Raw genomic sequence first — 22,368 nt, 5'->3', positions numbered from 1 at the left:
TCTCACTATTTCTACAGCCCACATTTACAAACCTCATACAACCCAATAAAACCTGACCAGTTGGACAGGATTTTAATTTATGGCATTCCTCTTGCTTAGGTTTTAAACAATATAATAAGCTAAACGATTAAAAAGCGGATCAGGCTCTGTAAAATAAAAACAAGATGTTACGCAGTGAGCTGAAAAATAATAAAAATTAATCCGTCTTTTTAATCACTCTAAATCTGAACTGCTTGGTCAGATTTTTTATAACGAGTGGTGATATGAGTACCAAAAATAATAATACGACCGGTATTTTTTGTGACCATGGTCCTACCCTGTGGCAAACAAACCAATCTGGTCTACTTGCAAACAATCGCTTAGCTGTAAAAGATGTATTTGCAGTAAAGGGCGAGCGTAACAGCGCAAGCAACCCACACTGGTTTAAAACAGCTAAACCGGCTCAAAATACGGCAAGCTCGGTTACTAAGCTCATGACCGCTGGTTGTAACTTTATAGGCTTTACCCACACAGACGAACTGGCTTATAGCTTAGAGGGTAATAATATACATTATGGCGCTGCGCAAAATCCTAAATTAAAAGGGCATGCCTGCGGTGGTTCGAGTATGGGGTCTGCTGCATCCGTTGCTGCAAACTTAGCTGATATTGGCTTAGGCACCGACACTGGCGGCTCAATTAGAATACCCGCCAGCTATTGTGGTTTATATGGCATAAGGCCAAGCCATAACGTGGTTGAAAAAGACGGCCTAATACCGTTGGCTCCGCCTTTTGATACCATAGGTTGGCTTACCCAAAGCGCCGAGCTATTAAGCGATGTAGGTAATGTACTGTTACCAAATCAAGCTATTAATAACGTTGATACCTTAGTTATTTGCGAGCCGTTATTTGAACTCGTTGACCCTGCTTTACAAGCCCCACTTAAAAAATTGCTTGAAAAAACCAAGCCTAATTTTAAACACCATAAAGAATTTGAACTACCTAACAGCAGCTTATTAAACGAACTGGCTGATAGTTTTAGAATACTGCAAGGGCGAGCAATCGCAAAAACGCATAAAGATTGGCTTCAATTGCAGGGGCAACTTCCCCAGTTTGCTCCAGCAATTGCGGCACGTTTTAATATGGCGCTTGCCCTAACTGATCAAGAAGAACAAGAAGCACTAAAAGTACAAACCCAATGGCAAACACTAATAGCTAAAAACCTAAATACAAACAGCTGTTTATTTTTGCCAACCACACCCACAACCGCACCTAAATTAGGCGCCGACACAAGCGCCTTACGCATGCAAATTATTACGCTTTCGGCAATTGCAGGGCTTAGTGGCTCAGCGCAAGTGCATTTACCGCTGGCTGATTTAGCAAATGATCATCCGTATGGTTTTTCATTAATGATGAGCCACGGTAACGATAAAAGCCTACTTGCTTGCGTTAAGCACCTAGCTGCACACTTTAAACAAGGCACAACGGCATGACCACACACAACATTGCATTTACCGCATCTCATTTTTCGGCCACTGAGGCGGGTATAAATATACTAAAACAAGGCGGTACAGCTACCGAGGCTATGGTAGCGGCTGCCGCTGCGATTAGCGTTGTATATCCACATATGAACTCAATTGGTGGCGACAGCTTTTGGCTTATCGATAACCCAAACCAAAAAACGCCTACCGCTATTGACGCCTGCGGCCGCGCAGCAACTAATACAACGCCCTATAACACGCTCACGCAAATACCAGAGCGCGGCGGATTAAGCGCACTAACTCAAGCGGGCACAATACGCGGCTGGCAAAAAGCGCTTGAACTAGATGAGCACGCAGCACTACCACTGTCAAAAATTTTAGCACCTGCTATTGAACTTGCTCGCGAGGGTTTTACCGTTACAAAAAGCTTGCAAGCAGGCTGCGAAAAGCTAGCCGCTGCTAACAATACCAATGAGGCGTTTAAAAACCTCTACATACCCAATGGCAAGCCCTTACAAGCAGGTCAACATTTTAAAAACCCTAAACTTGCAGCAACGTTTGAATACCTAGCAAAGCATGGTTTAAACGCATTTTATGAAGGCGCACTTGCCAACTCATTTGCCGCCGACTTAGCAAAAGCAGGCAGCTCAATTACAGCAGGTGACATTGCAAATACTAAAGCCGAGGTAGTTACTGCGCTAAATGCAAACCTCAGTGGTATTGATTGCTACAACTTACCCGCGCCAACACAGGGCGTGCATTCACTACAAATAATTGGTTCCGTAAATAAGTTAAAGCATTTAGCTAAAACCGATGCCGACTGGACGCACTTAATTGTTGAGGCAACTAAGCAAAGCTTTACGCATCGCCCTACCCTTTGGGCTGACCCTGATGTGTTAGGGGATGATTATAAAAACGCACTAACCGATAATCGCTTAAGCGAACTTGCTAATAATATTGATATGAGTAAAGCCAAAAAATGGCCATTTAACGCAGAGCCTGGCGATACTGTGTGGATGGCAGCCAGAGATAAAAACGGGCAATTAGTCAGCTTTATTCAAAGTATTTACTGGGAATTTGGCAGCGGAATATTAATGAGTGAAGGCGGCTTTGTGTGGAATAACCGTGGTTTAAGCTTTAGTTTAAACAATCAAGATACCAACGCCCTTGCTCCAAATAAAAAGCCCGCTCATACACTTAACCCAGCACTGGCAAAGTTTAGCGATGGTCGTCGACTTGCTTACGGAACAATGGGCGGTGAAGGGCAGCCACAAACTCAAGCCTCTGTTTTTGCAGGCTATGCGTGGCGAAATAAATCAATAAAACAAGCAATTAGCGACCCTCGTTGGTTACTTGGACGCACATGGGGCGATACAAGTACAAATTTAAAAATTGAAAAAGAGTTAGTTTTTCATATAGAACATGAATTAAATCAACGTGACCACGATTGGGTAAGCGTTGATAATAATAACGAAATGATGGGGCACGCTGGGGCTATTTTAGATACACCTACAAGCCTTGAAGCTGCAACAGATCCTCGTTCAGATGGACGTGCAACAGTAACTACAGCAGGAACACAATGTCAGAAATAATAAATCAATGGCCAATTATAGTAGCCTTAATAGCAACCGGTATTTTTGCCGGTATTTTAGCAGGACTTTTTGGTGTAGGCGGCGGTATTGTTATCGTCCCTGTGCTGTATTTTTTACTGCAAGGTTTTGGCGTAAGCCCAGAGTCGGCAATGATGATAGCCACCGCTACATCACTTGCAACCATAGTACCTACTTCGCTTTCATCTATTCGCTCGCATCATAGCAAAGGGAATATTGACCTTGCGCTAATAAAATACTGGGCACCATTTATTTTAGTTATGGCCGTTGTAGGCAGCTACTTAGCGCACTCAATACGCGGTAATGCACTGGTACTTATGTTTGCCTGTATTGCTATTTTAGTCAGTTTAAACATGCTATTTAGAGCCGGCGCACCCGCGCTTGTAAAACAACTACCAGGTAAATTTGGTCAAGGCGTTATGGCAAGTATTGTAGGTGGTTTGTCGGTAATGATTGGCATAGGCGGCGGCACTATTGGCGTACCTATGCTAAACGCATTTAATGTACGTGCCCATGTTGCAGTAGGTACTGCGGCCGTTTTTGGTTTATTGATTGCGCTACCTGGCGTTATTACTTTATTAAGTATTGGCACAACGCCAACCGATGCTCCCCTAGGTACGTGGGGGTTGGTTAACCTCCCTGCCTTTTTTCTTATTATTCCGCTAACTATTTTATTTGCGCCTATTGGCGTAAAGATTGGTAGCAAACTGGATCAAAAACAACTAAAACGCGCCTTTGCCGTTGTCTTAATGATAACCGGCGTACGCATGCTTATTCAGACTCTGGGAGCCTAAAATATGTTTAATAACACGCAAGTTCAAACCTTAAACCCACCACAGCGTTTATTAATGGGACCAGGCCCAATTAATGCCGACCCTCGTGTTTTACGTGCTATGTCGGCGCAGCTTATAGGTCAATACGATTCAGTAATGACCGGTTTTATGAACGAAACCATGGCACGTTACCGCGAAATTTTTAAAACAAAAAACGAATGGACCATGCTAATAGATGGCACATCGCGCGCTGGGATTGAAGCCGTACTGTGCTCTATTTTGCGCCCAGGCGATAAAGTATTGGTGCCAATTATGGGGCGTTTTGGGCATTTACTGGCTGAAATTGCAGAACGCGTTGGCGCAAAGGTGCACACAATAGAAGTACCGTGGGGCGAAGTGTTTACGCCAGAGCAAATCGAAAAAGCCATTGTTGATGTAAAACCCCATGTACTTGCTATGGTACAAGGCGATACATCCACCACCATGAACCAACCTCTTGAGCATATTGGCGATATTTGCCAAAAGCACGATGTACTATTTTACTGCGATGCCACCGCATCTATTGTGGGTAACGAACTTCCTGTCGATGAATGGAAACTCGATGCACTTTCGGTTGGCCTGCAAAAATGTTTAGGCGGACCTTCTGGGTCAGCGCCATTGACACTAAGCGACAAATGCGCCGAGTGGATCCAAAAACGTAAAAAGGTAGAGGCAGGTATTCGCACGGCCGATCATATCGACGGCACAGAGCCATTTGTACGCTCAAACTACTTTGATTTAGGCATGATAATGAATTACTGGGGCGAGGAGCGCCTAAATCATCATACCGAAGCCACCAGCATGTTGTATTGCGCCTCAGAATGTGCTCGCATTGTTATTGAAGAAGGCGTGGATAACTGCGTAGCGCGCCACACATTACATGGCGATGCCATGCTAACAGGCATTCAAGCGCTCGGCTTAAATGTATTTGGTGATTTAACACATAAAATGAACAACGTACTGGGTGTGTGTATACCCGAGGGCATTAATGCCGATCACGTACGCGGACAAATGCTAACCGATTTTGGAATAGAAATTGGCACCTCGTTTGGCCCACTGCATGGAAAAATTTGGCGTATTGGCACTATGGGCTACAACGCCCGCAAAGATGCTGTATTACAAACACTTGCAAGCTTAGACGCTTGCTTACATGCCAACGGTTACAAAGGCCCTAAAGGCGAAGCCGCCATTGCCGCCCTTGCTCACTATAAATAAAAAAAGGATTTAGCATGACGATTGTAAGCCCACAACACAGCCCTTTATTAGATAAAGAACTTGCTGATGAATACGCAACACGCGCTTTATCTCGCTGTAAAACCCTCAGCGCACTATCGCAAATGCAAGGCGGTATTCACCGTGTGTACTTATCAAAAGAGCACAAAGAGTGTAACGCCGTTACTGCATCGTGGATGGTTGAGGCAGGCATGCAATCGTGGCAAGACGAAGTGGGCAACCTTTGGGGGCGGCTTAAATCATCAAACCCACATGCTAAACGTTTAATTATAGGGTCGCACCTCGACACCGTACCAAACGCAGGTGCATTTGATGGTATTTTAGGTGTACTACTGGGGATAGAAATTGCCGCGCTTGCACATAAGTTAAAGCTCGACCTGCCCTTTCATTTAGATATAGTGGGCTTTTGCGATGAAGAAGGCACCCGCTTTGCCACAACTTTAATTGGCTCAAAAGCACTCGCTAACGAATTTGACCCACAGTGGCTAAACATTGAAGACACAAACGGCATAACTATGCGCCAAGCCATGCTCGACTTTGGCTTAAATCCCAGCGACTACGCAAAAGCCGCACTAAATAAAAGCGAATTACTAGGTTACTGGGAAACTCATATAGAGCAAGGTCCGGTGCTCGAATCGGTTAATCAGGCGTTAGGCGTTGTAACGGCTATTGCAGGGGCAAAACGCGCCATGCTTACCCTAACAGGCCAAAGCGGTCATGCAGGCACTACGCCTATGAATTTACGTCAGGATTCGTTAGCAGGCTGCGCCGAATTAGTAACCGAAATTGAAAAACTAGCAAGCAATGCTAAAAATGGCGAAGTAGCCACCGTAGGGCAAATACAGTCTCGCCCAGGCGCTACAAACGTGATTGCAGGTAAAACAACCATAAGCCTAGACGCACGCGCACAAAGCGACACCGATCTCGCTAACTTACTAAGCGCCATACAAAGCAGCGCACAGTCTATAGCAAGCAAACGCAATTTAACGCTTGATTGGCAATGGACTCATGCCGCCGATGCCGTAGCGTGCGACACCACTATTCAGCATTTATTTTCAAGCGCATGTAAACTCAATAACCAAGCATCGCCTTCACTTGCCTCAGGCGCAGGGCACGATGCAATGGCAATCGCTCCAATTTGCCCCGTTGGCATGTTGTTTATACGCAGCCCTGGCGGTATAAGCCATCACCCAGCAGAAGCGGTTATCGACAGCGATGTAACAAAGGCACTCAGTGTAATGTACAGCGCGCTTTTACTTTATGTGAAAGAGTGTGAGTGATTTAAGGTAATCGAGTAAACCAAGTATATTAACTTGGTATGCTTAGGGGCTTAAACCTCCTCAAAGTCATTTGGAGGTTATTACTGAAGGCAGGTAAATGCAGGAATATACGTTATTTAAAGTAGCTTTATCGGGCTGCCCTTTGCTCTTTTAGGCTAAGGCGTTTATGTGAGCTATATACATGTTGAATGTTTGTACCATTAACCAAATATGCATCCATTTCGACGGTAATTAAACCCGATAATGGCTTGATTTCTAGAACACCCAACTCACCTAAATTTGCAGATAGTAAAGTATTATTCCTAAAAGCGAACAAAGTCTTGTCAGTATCTCGTAAGTCACCATTTACATATAATTTAGCACCACTAAACCAAGCGTTAATTATTTTAACTTTGATTGACTTAACAGTAAATTCAAAGGATTTTCTCATCAGACCTCCATACCCAGAAATGTAATTATTACACTTTATGTTTTTATGTGTTTAGCGCACAAACACTTTCTTTTAATACCCGTTTAGTCGATGCTGGGTAATTTTTTAGTGCAGCCAAAGGGCGAATTGGCCGCTGAACCAAATTACCTGAGCAGTTTGGGCACACGTTATTTAATACCGTTTGAGCACAGCCCGAACAAAATGTGCATTCAAATGAACAAATAAAAGCCTCTGTGGACTGTGCAGGTAGATTCTTATCACAACATTCACAATTAGGTCTTAAATCTAGCATTTAGAGCTCCCTTTTATCCACCCAATGCTGAGTAAATATCTATTACCTTTTATAACTTTTGATACCTGATGCTCACTTACATCAGGGCGGAATAGCTTAACCCGCTTTGTTTCAAATATCGGATTACTACAAATAAACTCACCACCCAAATCTGCTTTTTTAAGCACTATATTCAATCGATAGTGTTTACCAGATTCAACTTTGTCTGTGTGTGGTGCTATTTCACTTCCTTGTGGGAATTTAAGCAAATATGTATCAAATTTAATTGGCCACGTAGCACCACAAATCAACATTTTATCGTAGCCTGATTTTTGTCGGCCTCGCTCCCAACAAAATAATTTACTCAAAAAAAACATACAATCCCTCGAAACAGCTAACAAGCTGCAGGTTAACTCGTTTTTTATTTTTATTGATAAACAAACCATAGCCGAGTTCATATTTTGATTCAATCGTTTACTGTATTTTACGTGGGATATAAAAGGGAGTTTTAATGGTGTTTTGATTGGCGTTTTAAAAGACATTATGGTGGCTATAATTGACAGAAAATCAAAATATAGCCACCCGTTTTACTTTAATGCTTATTTAAAGTCTTATTTAATAGTTACCTTTGCATCACTTACCCATGTCTCAGTTATAGCTTCATCATTTTTATCAACTAAATACGCGCGTATGTTCACCGGATTGTTGTTAGCTTGTTTGTAGTCAAACGCTAATCGCCATTGGTTTGTACCAACTACCGGATAAACCCCAATAGGCTCTAGTATTTCACCATTGCTGGCTTCAACAATCGGCTTTATACCACTTTTGTTATCTAAGCCTTTAAATACTGGACCTTCAAAATCAATCACCATTTTATTAACGCCTTCAGGAATAGGCTGGCCGGGAATTCCGCCTAAGCCTTGGCGAGTATTTACAACGCTTGCAAGGTTTTTTGATTTTGGATCGAGTGGACGCCATTCAATATCATAAGAAAAGGTAAACTCATCACCTTTGCGCGCCTCTTTTTCGGGCACCCAGTAGGCAACAATGTTGTCAAACGTTTCATCTTTTGTTGGAATCTCGATTAACTGAACTGCGCCTTTGCCCCAATCGCCAGTAGGTTTAATCCACGCTGATGAACGCTTATTGTAAAATACGCCGTCGTCTTGGTAGTTATTAAAGTCACGGTCTCTTTGGATTAAACCAAACCCTTTTGGGTTCTCATCGATAAAGCTATTGGTCGACACCGACTGAGGATTATTTAATGGGCGCCAAACGTATTGACCCGATCCTGTGTGAATCGCCAGGCCATCGCTATCGTGAATTTCTGGGCGCCAATCTTTAGCTTCTGTTTTATCTTTTTGTGAGTACCAATACATACTGGTTAACGGTGCTACGCCTAAGCGTTCAACATCGGCGCGCATATACAAATTAGCGCTCACTGAGATGATATGGCCTTTGGCTTCTTTGTTATCTTTGCTTAAACCAAATCGATAAGCACCAGTGATAGAAGGCCCTTCAAGCAATGCCCAAACAGACACGCTTTCACCTTTTTTCTCTGCGGGGCCAATCCAAAATGCAGAAAAGCGCGGAAATTCTTCTGGCTGATTCATACCCGTATTAATTGCAATACCTCGAGCCGACAGTCCATATTGCCCCTCTGGCCCGTCGGTACGAAAATAAGACGCGCCTAAAAAAGATATCCAATCGGGTTTCATATCTGGGCGCATTATTCTAAAGCCTGCAAATCCAAACCCCTCTGGGAGATCGTGAGCTGGGCTGTCATCAGGCATATCAAAAACGTCATTACTAAAAGGTATGTTTTGAACCTGATTTTTATCATCTCTGATGTAAATACTTACTGGCTCAGGAAAATATCGCCCAGGATAAAATAATTGTACAGGTGCCTTTTTTCCACTTGGATATAAGGTTTCATCTTCTTTAAAGCGTATTTTCCAATGTTCGTCATACGTAATTTTATCGATTAACTCCGGCGCTGGCACCTTGGTTTCTGTATAGGGCTTTTTGGCTGAGGCTTTTGCCAGCGCTTTTAAGTCTTCGAATGAAAACTCCGTTTGATCTACTGTTTCTGTCGCGTAAGACGACATCGAAGTGCTAAAAATAATTGCGATAAATAACTTTAATTTCATAAAAAGAATGTCCAATAAATTGAGTCAAATAAAAATGGGAACGCTGCACGAACGTATGTTTAGCTTAAAGTTCTGTATGGATATTACGTCACGCAATATGAACTAGCGTTTACTAAAGTATTGTTATTTGACTACAGGACCTCCCATAATTAATTTTTTTAGGGTATTGGTTTTAATAGAAATTGCGCGCGTTTAATGATATCGCTGAAGTGAAAATAAGTGGAATAGCGCAATTGATTATTAGATCGCTGGTATTCAAATGGATAAGGGTTGTATTTAAGTGGTGGAAAACGAAGAGGCTCACCACTTTTAAAACTTGCAATTAATGGCTGGATTTTACTTGGCCCTCACTTCAGGGCATGTTTTGAAGTTAATTTTTCAATGGCATTTTTAGCTTCTTTCAAACTTACACCATGAACAGATCTATAATATTTTATTGCTCTAACTTTATGACCTGATTTTAAAGCAACAATAACATCATCTTCAGTTATGCTGCCATGCTTAGGTATTGAGTTACCAAATATTAATATAAATAAAACTGCAATAACCGCTAAAACACCCCAAATATATTCAATTTCCATAAATATCCTCGATGTTCGAAAAATAATGAGCCTGTAGATTAACTCGTTTTCTATTTGTTTTTATTGATAATCAAACCATAGCTGAGTTCCTCTTTTGTTTGTAATAATGTTCACCAAGAGCAAAATGTATTTTTATCTTATTTTAATTATTCTTATTGGCTACTGGTTAAATAGCCTTTCGCATTTTATTTAATAACTCGTAGCATGCTTTATACAACAGTATTTCCATGTCTTCGTTATGATACAAAGGACCCCAACGAAAAAAGCCTCTTAAGCTAAATTTTTTAGCTATGAATTCGCGCCACGTAACAGATTTAGAAACGCTGAACGTTTTAATCGTCTTGTTGTGTTTAATGTTATACAAGCGCGATACTAACTTAACTTTTGGTCGCCAAAATAGCGGAATAATAGCTGTATCAAAATCTATAGTGAATGCATCACCACCATGCAAAGTAACTATAACAACATCTAAACCAATATCTGATTTTTTAGGCTCTTTAATAGATGAGATGCTGTGAAGACAAAAAATATCTTCAAGCTTCTTGTGCATATGATCTTGTAGTGAATCGCCCGTTATATAAAAAAACGACTCTACCTTAGAAAAATGGCTGCTATTAGCTACAGCTAACGATCCCAAATAAACATTTGGCTTTTCAGAGCTAAACCAATTGAATAGCAAATTTAAATTCCTTTTTTACTTATGCCGAATAAATAGGCCGTAAGGTTGTTGTCTAAGGTTTGGGTGAAAAAGCAAAAACCAGCTGTTTTTGTTCTGCTTTACGATTTGTTTATTTACGCTCAACTATTTTACGACGTAATTGAATACCAAGTAATGTCCCTAATAAAACAGCAATAACATGCAACAAAGCTGAAATTAAATATATCAAAAGCTCCATTGGTATTTTTAACAAAATGTATAGTAAGGCACCGACACTTAGATCAATAAACCAATAAACCGCCGCAACTAAAAAGGCTTGTTTATACGGACTCACTGTTTGCTTATAGCCTAAGTAACAATACACGATTAAAGAGGTGCCAAACCCGAGGAAATAATGAGTAAAATTGTATGATGTACTTTGAATCATTTCATCAAAGCCAACAATCAACGTTGCTATTGTTGATAAAGCAACTAGCAATAAATACAAGCCTACTGAAAAGAGTACAATCCTAGAGTATTTCACGATAATCCTTTAGTAATATAATTAGGCTGTAGATTTGAATGCTAACGCTGCAATAAGCAGACTAAAATGGTGGGTTATAATGTGCAGCGAAGCGAAACCTAACCCACTGTTTTATTTCTGTTTAATTTCCTTGTTATACACGCTTCAGCATTGCACGCCAATCAACAAATTGCCCCATATTAAGCAAATTACTATCGTCAATATAACGCTTATTTAATTCTTTACGGCAATCTTCAACATATGTCTGTATCGCTAAAAATATATCAGAATTATTACCTTTCCTATCAAAACTAACCTCTGGGGCTAGTTTGTGTGTTATATATACAAACTGCTTTTTTCTACTTCTTACAAATCGTTTTTTGTTATCTTGGCAATATGTACCACGAATTTGATTCCCCATAAAATGAAGATCAATGTAGCCAATAATCTCATTGTACTCCCATGCACCACCGTATATTTTCCTTAAATGAACAGTATATGTGGACAACCATTCAGGATTCTTTAAAGCATATTCACGTTTGAATTCTCCATCTCGGGCACCAAAAATAGTTTTCTCAATAAATTTATTTAATTGATCATAATATTCATCACGAGTTAGCCTATAAACAGGAAGTGATGTAATTGGAGTAATTTTCAATATGAGAACCCTCGATAGAGCTAGTAGTGTATAACGAGCCTGTAGATTAACTCGTTTTTTATTTGTTTTTATTAATGTATTAACCATAGCTGAGTTCCTATTTTGGTTCAATTGATTACTGTGTTTTTACGCAGAATATAAAGAAATGTTTGATATTGTTTTAATTGACGTTTTGGACGGGATTACGGGTGGTTGAGTAGCTTTAATTTAGGTTAAAAGGGCTTCCCCTTCTTAATGTATCGTATTTTGCAGCTTTTCTATATTATGAACTAGGCAATACAGTTGCCATTGCGCATTCACTTTCGTTTGACCTCGTGAGGTCAATTTTTTCATCCCTTTATTCACTGTGATATTACCGAACACAGGCTCGATACAACCTAATCGCTTACTGTATTGTCGTCGCCCCATTGGGCTGTCTATTTTGACCTTCATTTTGTCGATGTAGCTTAGCTTTTTGCGTGATTCATTATTTATAAACTGCACTTGTCGCCCCGTTTTAATGGGTGGTTTTCGCATGCATTGCTGCTGTAGCGGGCATGTTTTACAGTCTTTTAAGTAACCACAGAATCGCGTGTATTGCTGGTTATTACTTTTTACATTTATACCACTTCGCCACATATCGTTACCTGCGGGGCAGCGGCATGTTTGCGTTGCTTCATCATAATGAAAATCATCTGAGGTAAATAGTCGTGGCTTGCCTTTACTGCGTTTTAGTCGGCGTTTTTCTTGCTCTGTTTCGTATGTTTCGCTGTCTTTAAACAGCGGATTTCGTTTTCTAAATTGGTTATCTGCAATGTAGGTATCGAACCCACTTTTCGCCATATATTCAAGGTTCACTTCGCTGTTAAACCCGCTGTCTGCGGTGAATTTAATGGTGTGTTTATCTGCCATTTTTTCTGTATTGAGTTTAGCGAGTTGCTGTTTTAATTGCTTAACAGCTGGCTGTAGAGTTTGTTGTTCGCCCACCGACCCCCACGCTTGTGCTTGAAGGATGATTTGATGTTTGTCATCGTTTATCGCTATGCCGTTATAGCCTTGAATTGTCCCTTTTGACGTGGTCATTTTCGCGCTATCAGGGTCAGTGATATTACTTTTAACAGGCTTGCCTTTACTGCCTGTTTTTTCTTTGTGAGTGGCTAAGAACTCGGTAATTTTATCTGCACTTTTATCCAGCTTTTCTTTTTGTTTTAAGTCCTGAGTTATCAACTCTTCGCCCAGACCATCTTCTGATTGGTGGCGTTCAATAATACGTTTACTTGCGCGTTCTAGTTTTGCTTTTTTGCGGCCTAACTCATCGAATGTGCCACTCCACTCTTTACTCGCATTGGACTTTAATTTACATCCATCAATGGCAAACATGTTACGGCCTATCAAGCCTTCTTCATCACATATCATCAGCACTTGCGTAAAAAGTGGCTCAATCTGTTCATGCATTTTAGCCACAAAACCCGCTATAGATGTGTAATGTGGCTGGATATCACCCGACACACTCATAAATAAAATGTTCGTCTCACACGCTTTAGCAATTCGGCGACTACTAATTAAACCATGTGCATAGCCCAGTAAAATAATCTTTAACATTACCGAAGGCGGATACGCAGCAGCGCCCGTTTTGTCGTTGTTATACCACGCGTCAAATCCCGATAAATCGAGTTTATTTTCGACGATATAACAAAGGGCATATTCAAATGTGCCAGGCAGAATCTGCTCAGCGAAATTGATAGGAATGAATTTATTTTGACAGGATAAGTCAGGCTTGACTTATAACCTAAAAAAAGTGCCACAACAGTTTACCATGGGTGAATAATATCTATTAGATCACAGCGAACAGATGGATTCAAGGTTAAAAAACAATCAATTGGAAATAGTAGAATACGTTCCTAAAAAGAGTAATTCTACAGCCTATCGTGGTAGAGCGACCTATTACTAGGCCGACCCCACACAGATCCGGACGAGCGGAACTACCGCATCCGGCTCTTCAGTTATATATTCACTCGTGTAAAACACACTACCCTAGTACCAATCAACAAAGATATTTCGCTTGCTGACTTTGATACTCTCAATGTTAAAATACCCTATCATCTTCTTGAAATTACTCCAGTTATAACTTCGTCGACCACTGCGTCTGTTCAACCATTTATATAAACTATGTAGCACATAGTCATATATTGTGGATAAGCTTCGGCTGTTGTCTGGTAAACCAAAGTAATTTCTAAATCCTATCAGTTTTCGTCTCAATTGAGGTAGCCAGCTTTTCAATTTTAATGAATACCTTGCTTTGATCCATCGATAATATTCACTCAGCGTCGCCTTTTGCTTCTTCGCAGCCGTTCGTCGCCTAAGTCGTGGCTTACCATTTGAATCTGTGCCCCAATAGAACTCAAACCCTAGAAATACAAAGTGACGTTTTCGACCAACATGAAATCTACTAAATCGCATTAGCGAGGTTTTGTCTTGCGCAACGTCTAAATTAAATTTCTTTAATCGCTTGGGTAACACTTTATAAAAGCGCTCTGCGTCATTTGCAAATTGAAATGCGCAAACAAAATCGTCTGCATAGCGGATCATCATTGCACTTCCACGCATCCTCGGCTTTACTTTCTTTTCAAACCAGAGATCTAAAGCATAATGCAGATATATATTAGCCAACACTGGGCTGATAATTCCACCTTGAGGGCTTCCACTTGATGGTTTAGTGAATACGCCATCGGGTGATTTTATCCGCGCTTTTAACCACTGGTTGATTAAATTAAGCATTGCCTTATCATCAATGCGTAACGCTAACATTTTCATCAGCCATTCATGCTCAAGGTTATCGAAGAAGCCTTTAATATCAGCCTCAACTATATAACCATAACCTTGAAACTGCAGATTAAGTGTCAAACTATGCACCGCTTGATGCGCACTTTTATTCGGTCGATAACCATAACTATTGCGCATAAAGTCTTGCTCCCAAATACTTTGCAGGATCTGGCTAACACTTTGTTGCACAAGCTTGTCATCAACCGTTGGCAGACCCAAGGGCCGTTGTTTACCATTCGATTTAGGGATGAAAATGCGTTTAATATCATTAACTCGGTAGCGTTTCTGCTTAAGTTGCTGACCTAAACGGTCAATATTTTCGATTAGCTTTGCCTTGTACATAGGCATAGTAATGCCATCAATACCGGGGTTAGCTAATTTATTGAGTTGACCCCAACTTTGATGCAGGCTATCAGTATTTAACAGTCCATATAAATTCTGAAACCTGTGTTTGGGGTGGGTATGTGCTTTAAATGCGATGGTATTAAGTGTTGTTGTCATAGTGGTTCCAGCCCTACTTTGTCCGGACTATGTGCCGGCTTAATACCGAAAATAACTGTCAGCTCCTTCGCCATGTACAAGGCTTTCCCCTGCGCAGACTACTATGGGCTGATCTGACTTCCAAAGGGTCATCGTTGGCTTTGCTTTTCGTTAAGCTTCTCTACCACTATCCGTGTGGAACGCCTTTGGATCTCTCAAGTTCTCAATACATCTATTTATACATGCCACGGCTTGAAAACTCCGCTGACTCTCTACAGCCTAACCAATGCGGCTGTTTTGCATGGACTTCGGTAGCGTTGCAAACCTCGTCAGTCAGATCTAATATTTATCGGAGCGATACCAGCACTTCAGGGCCACGATAGCCCCTATGGCCTACATAATTCTCTGTGTACGCTTCACCAATATTGTTCGTGTGATGCAGTCCTCACTGCTGAAAAGCATTTGCTAATCCCACACTCCGCCAAAGGCGCAACACTCGATACAGGTGGTTGGTTAAACCTTACCTGACAGGGACTTGCACCCTGCAAGATGCATCAAGCTTCGCTTGACGCACCAACGCCGCGTTAAGCGGACTAAAATTGTTGGTTATAATGTGTAGCGAAGCGAAACCTAACCAACTGTTTTAGTTCCGTTTAAACGCCTTATAGTTACTCCGTTCCATTAATTAATGTATTTACCTATCTCATTAATACATGGAATATGCTTCTGTTGATCACGAATATTTGAGCGGAAACAATCAATGTTTGTAACAAGACTTTCGGATCAACAGGAGTTATTTGTTTCAATACGCATACTCAGGGATTGTCGTAATGCCGACTATCTATAAGACCTGCGAGAAACACTATTAGCCTCTATTTATTCTTTCACTTTACCTCTAGGAGGCCCAAAATGGAAGCCTTTAACGTCTCAGATTTTGCAGCCCTTATCGGGATCGATTGGGCTGACCGTAAACACGATATTTGTGAAATAAATCGTGACACAAATACACAACATTTAAGTGTGATTTCCTCTGAACCTAAGTCAATTAATGCATGGGCGCTTGAGTTAAAACAACGCTACAACGGCAGATCTGTTGCCGTCGCGTGTGAGCTAAAAAAAGGCCCACTTATATATGCACTCAGTAAATTTAAGCACATTGTATTATTTGTGATTAACCCATCAAGTGTTGCTAAATACCGTGCTGCATTTACGCACAGCGGGGCTAAAGATGATCCTACTGATGCAATTATTCAAGTTGAAATCTTACAACTTCACATGGATAAATTAACGGTTATTAGGCCGGATTCAGAGGACGTTAGGTGTCTTGCGCAGCTTGTCGAATACAGACGTAAACTAGTACAAGATCGTGTTAATTTAACCAATAAAATAGCCACAACGCTAAAAAATTATTATCCCCACGTGATTGATTGGTTTAAAGAAAAAGACACTCAAATATTCTGTGACTTCTTACTGCGCTGGCCCTCTCTTGCTCACGCTAAAAAAGCGAGGAAACAAACACTACTCGACTTCTTTAATCAACATAATTCCCGCTATCCACTCGTTAATGAAAAGCGGATAAAAGAAATCAAGGATGCAGAAATACTCACCGAAGATATGGCGGTGATCACGCCAAATTTATTGCTTATTGAATGCCTCGTTCCGCAACTTAAACAGCTGATGTTGGCAATAACACTATTTGATGACGAAATTAAAACACTTTATAAGCAACATACAGATCGCGCTATTTTTGATAGTTTACCTGGGGCGGGGCCACAATTAGCACCTCGATTATTAGCCGCTATGGGATCAAATCGTGACCGCTATAAGTGCGCCGCTGACATACAAAAATACGCAGGCATTGCTCCAGTAACCGAACGCAGTGGCAAAAAGGAATGGATACACTGGCGATACTCGTGCACTAAATTTTTAAGGCAAACATTTGTGGAATGGGCAGGATTATCTGTGCGCTATTCATTTTGGGCAAAAGCCTATTATCGGCAGCAAGAAGCCAAAGGAAAACCCCATAATACCATCATCAGATCATTGGCATTTAAGTGGATACGAATTCTATTTAGGTGCTGGAAAACATATATGCCTTACGACGAATCAACTTACTCAACTGCATTGAAAAGTAAGGGATCACCGCTGTTAAAATTTGCGGTGGAAAGTGAGCTTTAGCGCTTGCTGTCCACCTCAGGGCGTGTTGTTTTATGTTTGTTACTTTTTCTTAAGGTCAATACCATCAAGTAATTTATTAAGTACTATTGCTGTTAAATCTGAGGATGGGTATCCAGGTAAAGGACTGTCTACTTTTTTGTCTTTAGATGAAAACACTGTCGAAGGATTATATATAAAAGCATCATTTGTTAGGGACTCTCTTACCTCAGAATTAAAACCCTGATCTGTATGATTATTAGCGGCTACGCGGATTCGCATAAACCCCATTTTATAATGTTCTGAGCGTGCAATTTCATTTAAATGAAAGCGATACACAGCCATTAAAACACCGAATACAACAACAAAAATGACAAACAAACCATACAATACACTTTCTGGTATTCTTGAAACTTCAGTTTTAGCCGTTACCTCTGCCGTTTTCAAAAATGCCGTCGGAAAAATGTATAACATCATAATGACCATCAAGATTGAAATACTGAACATCATTAAATAAGTTAAAAGTCTTCGAGCTGATTCTTGGTTTTTACCAACATAACTCTCTAATGCTTCAATTGAAACATCAATGCTATTCATTTCTTCTGACATATAATAATCCTTTAAAATTGTAACTACTGACTATGAGCAACACTGACATATAACGTCATTTAACAGGCAAGAAACAGATGGTTAAAATTAGCGACGGAGGAGCAAAACCAACTATTTTTTATCCTTGTTTAACAGCTTGTTAGCTTTTGTTAGTTAATGCATTAAAAATCGGAATAATGTGTTCTTTCGCGGTACCATAAAGACTTGCAACTTGTTCAAAATGTTCTGGAGCTACTGCACATGTGACACTAGTTATGATGCTATATGTTGTTTGTCTCCAACTAGTTTTAGTACTATTTTCAAGATTTTTATTTATTAAATCGAACGCTTTTCTAGTAAACTCAGCTTGTTCTTTAGTGAATTCGTACATGGAGTGTAACTCACTCTCCATAGATTCCAATTTAGACTTAAGTTCATTTATTTCACTTGAAGAAAATTTTTCATCCGAATCTGATACGCTAAATAGATCTGAATTAGCTAAAACACTGCAGATACTATTACTAACTTTCTTTTCCCCAATTTGAATGTTTACCGTGTAGCTTTCAATTTTAAAAATCCTAAATTCAAAAATAAGACCAAAGTTAAATACATGTGTTTGACCTCGCTCTAGGGTGATAGTTTGAGAGTCAAATCCATCAAATCCTACCGTAACACTTACTGCTTTTTGACCATCCGTATGATCAATATCCACGTAAAGACAGCCGTCAAAAAAAGTAGCTGTTTCGTCATAACGAATTGTCATATCTTGTTTATTGAAACTCAAATTAATCTCCTGGGTAGATAAAAAGCCTAACAGCTTCTGAACACAACTTTCGAGATCATAACACCCCAAAAACGGTGTATATTACATTGTTTAATAATTCCACTAAATAACTTTAATGTAAACAAGTAATTAGGCATGTTATAAAACGGCGTTTAATAATGTTATTGGACAAAGCAAAAATAGCTATTTATACAAACAGTTGGTTCTGTAAGTTAGCTTTATTTATGTAGCTACCTTTTACGACCATAATTAACAAACACACGGATACTAAGCGCTACACAAAAGCTTATTGAGGCTTACTTATACTGGTTTAGCATTTTTATACGCTTTAATAGTTGGCGTTTAGCCTTATTCGGTAAAAAAACTCGATTAAAAACAGAGGAAAGTAATACGAATATTTTGGCTTTATGTATTTAGCACGTATGAGCTAAAGCATTAGTTAGATAAGCGAGCCTTAACATATTGATGATACAGGCTCGCTGAGGTGTTTATGATAAAAACGAATGAATGAGGTATTTACTTTACATCAAAGTTCACATGGTCAAAGTATGGGTTTTTCTCACGCGCTTTAAGTACACTTATTGTAGTAAGCACAATGAGTTGCAGTTCGTTATTTACGTTAACAACTATGCATTCGTCTTTTTTTGCATTGCGCTTTGTGTCAGTTGCTACGCCACATACACCATCACCATTTTTTAATATAAGCTCAATGCTTAAATGGTGCATACAGGCAATTTCGATGTAGTCGTATTGGTTGCAACTGATCATAACGCTCTCTTTATTTAGTCGGCTTAAAAATCATTAAAAAAGCAATAACAACAAGGTTGGCTATATACCACAAATCTTTAATTACAAATTGCCCTAAACGATCCAATAAAGTGGATGAACTAAATGCACCGGTTGCGGTAATTAAGAATGTTTGGGTCATCATAAATACGCTTAAACACGCTAAGCCACTTACAATAATTAGCTTTTTATTATTTAAAAATAGCCCTGAGCCCAATAACACGGCAAATAATACATCAAACCCGCCAATCACGTTAGACGCGCCTTGTACGCTAAATACCGTGTATAACCACGACATAAACGGTGAGGTTTCTACTAAACTTACAATGCCTTTTGCTTCAAACTCATAAAACTTCATGCCGCCAATCCACAATAAAACCATAGCAACCGGTATAAAGTTTAAAAGTACGTGTTGTTTGTCGGTAAGTTTGTCTTTATAAAATAAAAACAAATACAAAGGCACTACTGCAAAATATTTAATTATGCCCTGCCCGCTACCAATGATTGGAAAGCCGCCAAGTTGAGCCATCCAGCGGTTACTGGCAAACAAGGTAAATAATGCAACTAAACTTATAATTGCTGCAAGTAAAAGTGCTGGCGTAGGTTTCATTAGTTTAAGGCGAGCGAGCACGGTGGCAAACGCTAGAGCAACCATAAATGAGCCACTAATTAAACCTAACGCAGATACAGACATTAGCGAATCAACGCCATAAAAACTAAACGTAGCCGTTAACGTATTAGGGTTTGATCCTAATGCAAACGACAAGCCAAGTAGCAAAAAGCTACTCGCTAATAAAAAAGTAATCACGTTATTGGTTAGTTTTAAGTTCATTGTATTTCCAAGTATTCGTTGAGGTTTATAAAGACCTTACGAGCCGATAAAACAATTCAAGCTAACTCTTAAAAATCATAGTTGATTAAGCACACTGTAAGCTCTTATCGGGTAATGTAATCAATCACTTTAGTTTATAGTTTATAGTTTATAGTTTATTTCCTCTTTATTAATAAAATTAAATAAGTCTAATATTCATATGATGTGCGTCATCTTTTTTATTATTAAATGAAGTAGAATAACGTCGCCTTTTCAATAAACAGAATGCATGCATTTCTAAAACTTAGGGACATTTTTTAATGAAGGGTACTGATATTCGAGTTACCTCTGGACTGATTTCTGTGGCCATTGTTTTACTACTTTGGTTTGCTGTACCGCCTCCGCAAGGTGTTACCGAAAACGCATGGCATTTGCTCGCTTTATTTATTGGTACTGTAGTTGCCATTATTGGTAAAGCAATGCCTATCGGCGCCATTGCTATTTTAGCTATTACTTCTGTTGCGTTAACCGGCGTAACTAATGACAGCCCATCTGGCGCTATTAAAGATGCATTAAGTGGCTTTTCTAACTCATTAATTTGGTTGATTGGTATTGCTATTATTATTTCTCGGGGTTTAGCTAAAACTGGTTTGGGAAATCGTATTGGCTATAATTTTATTTCTCTTTTTGGTAAAAAAACAGTTGGTATTGGCTATGCACTCGCACTTTCTGAACTTGTTATAGCACCTGTAACGCCAAGTAATACCGCGCGAGGCGGCGCTATTATTCACCCAATAATGAAGTCTATAGCAACAAGCTTTGGCTCATCCCCTGAGGAAGGCACATCTCGTAAAATTGGGCACTACCTTGCTTTAGTGAGCTACCATATAAACCCTATTACATCAGCTATGTTTATTACAGCGACTGCGCCAAACCCGCTAATTGTAAAACTTATTGCAGATGCTACTGGTGCAAATATCAGTATTACTTGGAGTACGTGGGCGCTCGCAGCGCTTGTTCCTGGTTTGCTATGTATTGCCCTTGTGCCTTTGGTTGTTTATGCCATTTACCCACCTGAAGTTAAAAGTACGCCCGACGCTAAAACCTACGCAGAATCTAAATTAACTGAAATGGGCCCAATGAGTTATGGCGAAAAAATAATGGTGGGTGTTTTTGCTATGCTGCTTGTTTTATGGGCCGGCGTACCTGCAATGATTTTAGGGGCTGACTACGCAGTTAATACAACCGCAGTGGCTTTTTTAGGTTTGTCGGTTTTATTAGTCACTGGTGTATTAAGCTGGGACGATGTACTTAAAGAAAAGTCTGCGTGGGATACCGTTGTTTGGTTTTCAGCATTAGTAATGATGGCCACTTTTTTAAATAAACTAGGTTTGGTAACGTGGTTTTCAACACTTGTTGAGAGCAACATTGCGCAACTGGGCTTTGACTGGATTGTATCGGCCATTATACTGGTAGCTGTGTATTTTTACGCTCATTACTTTTTTGCCAGTACCACAGCACATATTACTGCTATGTTTGCCGCATTTTACGCCGCAGGTTTGGCGCTTGGCGCTCCGCCTTTATTTTTAGGTTTACTGTTAGCTGGCGCTTCATCACTCATGATGTCGTTAACGCATTACGCAACAGGCACATCACCCATAGTGTTTGGCTCAGGCTATGTATCGTTAAAAGACTGGTGGGTAATGGGCCTTATAATGAGTGTTATTAATTTAAGTGTATGGGGAATTGTTGGCGGGCTTTGGTGGAAAGCACTTGGGTATTGGTAGTATTGCCTTTGTTAGTTTGGCTTGCACATTTAATACTGCGCACTTATTTTGATTCGTTCTACAAATATAAACATTGAGGCTGTTGCAAGGGAGCACTATGGTTTTTAAATTTATAAAGGCAGCATATTCAGACCGAGACTACTTATTAAGCCTCAGAAAGCTGACTATGGTCGAACACTTAGAAAATGCCGGGTTATTTTTAACAGATCAACAGCATGTTTTAAGGCTTGATGATCAATATGACTGCTCCCATCTTATAGTTATAAATGAGGTACTAATTGGTACTTTAAAATACCAAACGCACGCTCAACACGTTGAAATAATGCAATTACAAATACATCCATTGCACCAAAATAAAGGGTATGGGAAAGCGGTTATTGAACAAGTAATTACAAATGCGCAGTCAAAACCCATTAAACTCACCGTGCTTAAAAACAACCCAGCATTAGGACTTTATAAGCGGCTGGGTTTTACTATAACGGATGAGGATAATTACGAGTACCACATGCAAACACGGGCTATTCGTAGCTAAAA

At 40.0% G+C, this 22,368-nt stretch carries 22 protein-coding genes; 8 read left to right on the top strand and 14 right to left on the bottom strand.

Translation table 11 applies throughout. The features are described from left to right. Positions 1 to 263: 263 nt before the first annotated feature. Genes AOR04_RS19140 through AOR04_RS19120 form a run of 5 tightly spaced genes read left to right on the top strand, consistent with a single transcriptional unit; the run spans position 264 to position 6,392 of the window. Entirely contained in the window at positions 264 to 1,469 is a 1,206-nt protein-coding gene (locus AOR04_RS19140; RefSeq protein WP_096794352.1) for an amidase family protein, read from the top strand. Further along, positions 1,466 to 3,049: a gamma-glutamyltransferase family protein gene (locus AOR04_RS19135; protein WP_096794351.1), complete on the top strand. Its 1,584-nt coding sequence runs from the start codon at positions 1,466 to 1,468 to the stop codon at positions 3,047 to 3,049. Before AOR04_RS19140 ends, AOR04_RS19135 begins: the two co-directional genes overlap by 4 nt. Next, positions 3,037 to 3,861 carry a sulfite exporter TauE/SafE family protein gene (locus AOR04_RS19130; protein ID WP_096794350.1) on the top strand — a complete coding sequence of 275 codons (825 nt, stop codon included), beginning with the start codon at positions 3,037 to 3,039 and terminating at the stop codon, positions 3,859 to 3,861. The genes AOR04_RS19135 and AOR04_RS19130 overlap by 13 nt, the downstream gene beginning before the upstream one ends. A 3-nt stretch (positions 3,862 to 3,864) precedes the next feature. Then, positions 3,865 to 5,094 (top strand): pyridoxal-phosphate-dependent aminotransferase family protein, encoded by a 1,230-nt coding sequence (locus tag AOR04_RS19125; protein ID WP_096794349.1) that lies wholly within the window; start codon positions 3,865 to 3,867, stop codon positions 5,092 to 5,094. Positions 5,095 to 5,108: 14 nt separating this feature from the next. Then, positions 5,109 to 6,392, top strand: a complete 1,284-nt coding sequence (locus tag AOR04_RS19120; RefSeq protein ID WP_096794348.1) for an allantoate amidohydrolase — start codon at positions 5,109 to 5,111, stop codon at positions 6,390 to 6,392. A 127-nt stretch (positions 6,393 to 6,519) separates the two neighbouring features. Here the strand turns inward: AOR04_RS19120 and AOR04_RS19115 are convergent, their stop codons facing one another. The 10 genes from AOR04_RS19115 to ltrA form a co-directional block, all read right to left on the bottom strand. After that, positions 6,520 to 6,822, bottom strand: coding sequence for a hypothetical protein (locus AOR04_RS19115; RefSeq protein WP_096794347.1), 303 nt, complete (start codon positions 6,820 to 6,822; stop codon positions 6,520 to 6,522). Between the two features lie 43 nt (positions 6,823 to 6,865). Further along, positions 6,866 to 7,114 carry a DUF1272 domain-containing protein gene (locus AOR04_RS19110; protein ID WP_096794346.1) on the bottom strand — a complete coding sequence of 83 codons (249 nt, stop codon included), beginning with the start codon at positions 7,112 to 7,114 and terminating at the stop codon, positions 6,866 to 6,868. Then, the gene (locus AOR04_RS19105) at positions 7,108 to 7,470 is read right to left on the bottom strand and encodes a 2OG-Fe(II) oxygenase (protein WP_010553586.1); all 363 of its coding nucleotides are present in this window, start codon (positions 7,468 to 7,470) and stop codon (positions 7,108 to 7,110) included. Before AOR04_RS19105 ends, AOR04_RS19110 begins: the two co-directional genes overlap by 7 nt. A gap of 234 nt (positions 7,471 to 7,704) precedes the next feature. Next, a complete protein-coding gene (locus AOR04_RS19100; protein ID WP_096794345.1) occupies positions 7,705 to 9,243 on the bottom strand; it encodes a glucan biosynthesis protein in 1,539 nt (512 codons plus the stop codon). A gap of 347 nt (positions 9,244 to 9,590) precedes the next feature. Continuing rightward, a complete protein-coding gene (locus tag AOR04_RS19095; RefSeq protein WP_096794344.1) occupies positions 9,591 to 9,824 on the bottom strand; it encodes a hypothetical protein in 234 nt (77 codons plus the stop codon). A 166-nt stretch (positions 9,825 to 9,990) separates the two neighbouring features. Next, positions 9,991 to 10,503 carry a hypothetical protein gene (locus tag AOR04_RS19090; RefSeq protein WP_096794343.1) on the bottom strand — a complete coding sequence of 171 codons (513 nt, stop codon included), beginning with the start codon at positions 10,501 to 10,503 and terminating at the stop codon, positions 9,991 to 9,993. A 109-nt stretch (positions 10,504 to 10,612) separates the two neighbouring features. Continuing rightward, entirely contained in the window at positions 10,613 to 11,005 is a 393-nt protein-coding gene (locus AOR04_RS19085) for a hypothetical protein (protein ID WP_232525568.1), read from the bottom strand. A 133-nt stretch (positions 11,006 to 11,138) separates the two neighbouring features. Further along, on the bottom strand, positions 11,139 to 11,729 hold the full coding sequence (locus tag AOR04_RS19080; RefSeq protein ID WP_096794342.1) for a hypothetical protein: 591 nt from the start codon (positions 11,727 to 11,729) through the stop codon (positions 11,139 to 11,141). Positions 11,730 to 11,873: 144 nt separating this feature from the next. After that, positions 11,874 to 13,370, bottom strand: coding sequence for a transposase (locus AOR04_RS19075; RefSeq protein WP_096794341.1), 1,497 nt, complete (start codon positions 13,368 to 13,370; stop codon positions 11,874 to 11,876). 285 nt (positions 13,371 to 13,655) lie between these two features. Continuing rightward, complete coding sequence (ltrA, locus tag AOR04_RS19070) at positions 13,656 to 14,945, bottom strand: group II intron reverse transcriptase/maturase (protein WP_096794340.1); 1,290 nt, start codon at positions 14,943 to 14,945, stop codon at positions 13,656 to 13,658. 888 nt (positions 14,946 to 15,833) lie between these two features. Here ltrA and AOR04_RS19065 point away from each other — a divergent pair. Then, entirely contained in the window at positions 15,834 to 17,102 is a 1,269-nt protein-coding gene (locus AOR04_RS19065) for an IS110 family transposase (RefSeq protein ID WP_096794339.1), read from the top strand. Between the two features lie 39 nt (positions 17,103 to 17,141). Here AOR04_RS19065 and AOR04_RS19060 read toward each other — a convergent pair whose 3' ends face one another. The 4 genes from AOR04_RS19060 to AOR04_RS19045 form a co-directional block, all read right to left on the bottom strand. After that, positions 17,142 to 17,687 (bottom strand): hypothetical protein, encoded by a 546-nt coding sequence (locus AOR04_RS19060; RefSeq protein ID WP_096794338.1) that lies wholly within the window; start codon positions 17,685 to 17,687, stop codon positions 17,142 to 17,144. A gap of 139 nt (positions 17,688 to 17,826) precedes the next feature. Beyond that, on the bottom strand, positions 17,827 to 18,450 hold the full coding sequence (locus AOR04_RS19055) for a hypothetical protein (RefSeq protein WP_033038243.1): 624 nt from the start codon (positions 18,448 to 18,450) through the stop codon (positions 17,827 to 17,829). 516 nt (positions 18,451 to 18,966) lie between these two features. Beyond that, on the bottom strand, positions 18,967 to 19,218 hold the full coding sequence (locus AOR04_RS19050; protein ID WP_096794337.1) for a Rho-binding antiterminator: 252 nt from the start codon (positions 19,216 to 19,218) through the stop codon (positions 18,967 to 18,969). 10 nt (positions 19,219 to 19,228) lie between these two features. After that, entirely contained in the window at positions 19,229 to 20,068 is an 840-nt protein-coding gene (locus AOR04_RS19045) for a DUF417 family protein (protein WP_096794336.1), read from the bottom strand. A gap of 299 nt (positions 20,069 to 20,367) precedes the next feature. Between AOR04_RS19045 and AOR04_RS19040 the strand changes: the two genes are divergently transcribed. Further along, the gene (locus AOR04_RS19040; RefSeq protein WP_096794335.1) at positions 20,368 to 21,834 is read left to right on the top strand and encodes a DASS family sodium-coupled anion symporter; all 1,467 of its coding nucleotides are present in this window, start codon (positions 20,368 to 20,370) and stop codon (positions 21,832 to 21,834) included. Between the two features lie 97 nt (positions 21,835 to 21,931). Further along, positions 21,932 to 22,366 carry a GNAT family N-acetyltransferase gene (locus AOR04_RS19035; RefSeq protein ID WP_096794334.1) on the top strand — a complete coding sequence of 145 codons (435 nt, stop codon included), beginning with the start codon at positions 21,932 to 21,934 and terminating at the stop codon, positions 22,364 to 22,366. The last annotated feature ends 2 nt before the right edge of the window (positions 22,367 to 22,368 follow it).

The organism is Pseudoalteromonas sp. 1_2015MBL_MicDiv, from assembly GCF_002407505.1.
Taxonomy (GTDB): Bacteria; Pseudomonadota; Gammaproteobacteria; order Enterobacterales; family Alteromonadaceae; genus Pseudoalteromonas; species Pseudoalteromonas fuliginea.
Note: the sequence above shows the minus strand (reverse complement) of the source record. Positions and strands in the feature narration are given on the sequence as shown.

Coding starts and splice junctions, on each gene's coding strand:
- AOR04_RS19140 (WP_096794352.1), top strand. CDS start 264: ATGAGTACCAAAAATAATAATACGACCGGTATTTTTTGTGACCATGGT.
- AOR04_RS19135 (WP_096794351.1), top strand. CDS start 1,466: ATGACCACACACAACATTGCATTTACCGCATCTCATTTTTCGGCCACT.
- AOR04_RS19130 (WP_096794350.1), top strand. CDS start 3,037: ATGTCAGAAATAATAAATCAATGGCCAATTATAGTAGCCTTAATAGCA.
- AOR04_RS19125 (WP_096794349.1), top strand. CDS start 3,865: ATGTTTAATAACACGCAAGTTCAAACCTTAAACCCACCACAGCGTTTA.
- AOR04_RS19120 (WP_096794348.1), top strand. CDS start 5,109: ATGACGATTGTAAGCCCACAACACAGCCCTTTATTAGATAAAGAACTT.
- AOR04_RS19115 (WP_096794347.1), bottom strand. CDS start 6,822: ATGAGAAAATCCTTTGAATTTACTGTTAAGTCAATCAAAGTTAAAATA.
- AOR04_RS19110 (WP_096794346.1), bottom strand. CDS start 7,114: ATGCTAGATTTAAGACCTAATTGTGAATGTTGTGATAAGAATCTACCT.
- AOR04_RS19105 (WP_010553586.1), bottom strand. CDS start 7,470: ATGTTTTTTTTGAGTAAATTATTTTGTTGGGAGCGAGGCCGACAAAAA.
- AOR04_RS19100 (WP_096794345.1), bottom strand. CDS start 9,243: ATGAAATTAAAGTTATTTATCGCAATTATTTTTAGCACTTCGATGTCG.
- AOR04_RS19095 (WP_096794344.1), bottom strand. CDS start 9,824: ATGGAAATTGAATATATTTGGGGTGTTTTAGCGGTTATTGCAGTTTTA.
- AOR04_RS19080 (WP_096794342.1), bottom strand. CDS start 11,729: ATGGTTAATACATTAATAAAAACAAATAAAAAACGAGTTAATCTACAG.
- ltrA (WP_096794340.1), bottom strand. CDS start 14,945: ATGACAACAACACTTAATACCATCGCATTTAAAGCACATACCCACCCC.
- AOR04_RS19065 (WP_096794339.1), top strand. CDS start 15,834: ATGGAAGCCTTTAACGTCTCAGATTTTGCAGCCCTTATCGGGATCGAT.
- AOR04_RS19060 (WP_096794338.1), bottom strand. CDS start 17,687: ATGTCAGAAGAAATGAATAGCATTGATGTTTCAATTGAAGCATTAGAG.
- AOR04_RS19050 (WP_096794337.1), bottom strand. CDS start 19,218: ATGATCAGTTGCAACCAATACGACTACATCGAAATTGCCTGTATGCAC.
- AOR04_RS19045 (WP_096794336.1), bottom strand. CDS start 20,068: ATGAACTTAAAACTAACCAATAACGTGATTACTTTTTTATTAGCGAGT.
- AOR04_RS19040 (WP_096794335.1), top strand. CDS start 20,368: ATGAAGGGTACTGATATTCGAGTTACCTCTGGACTGATTTCTGTGGCC.
- AOR04_RS19035 (WP_096794334.1), top strand. CDS start 21,932: ATGGTTTTTAAATTTATAAAGGCAGCATATTCAGACCGAGACTACTTA.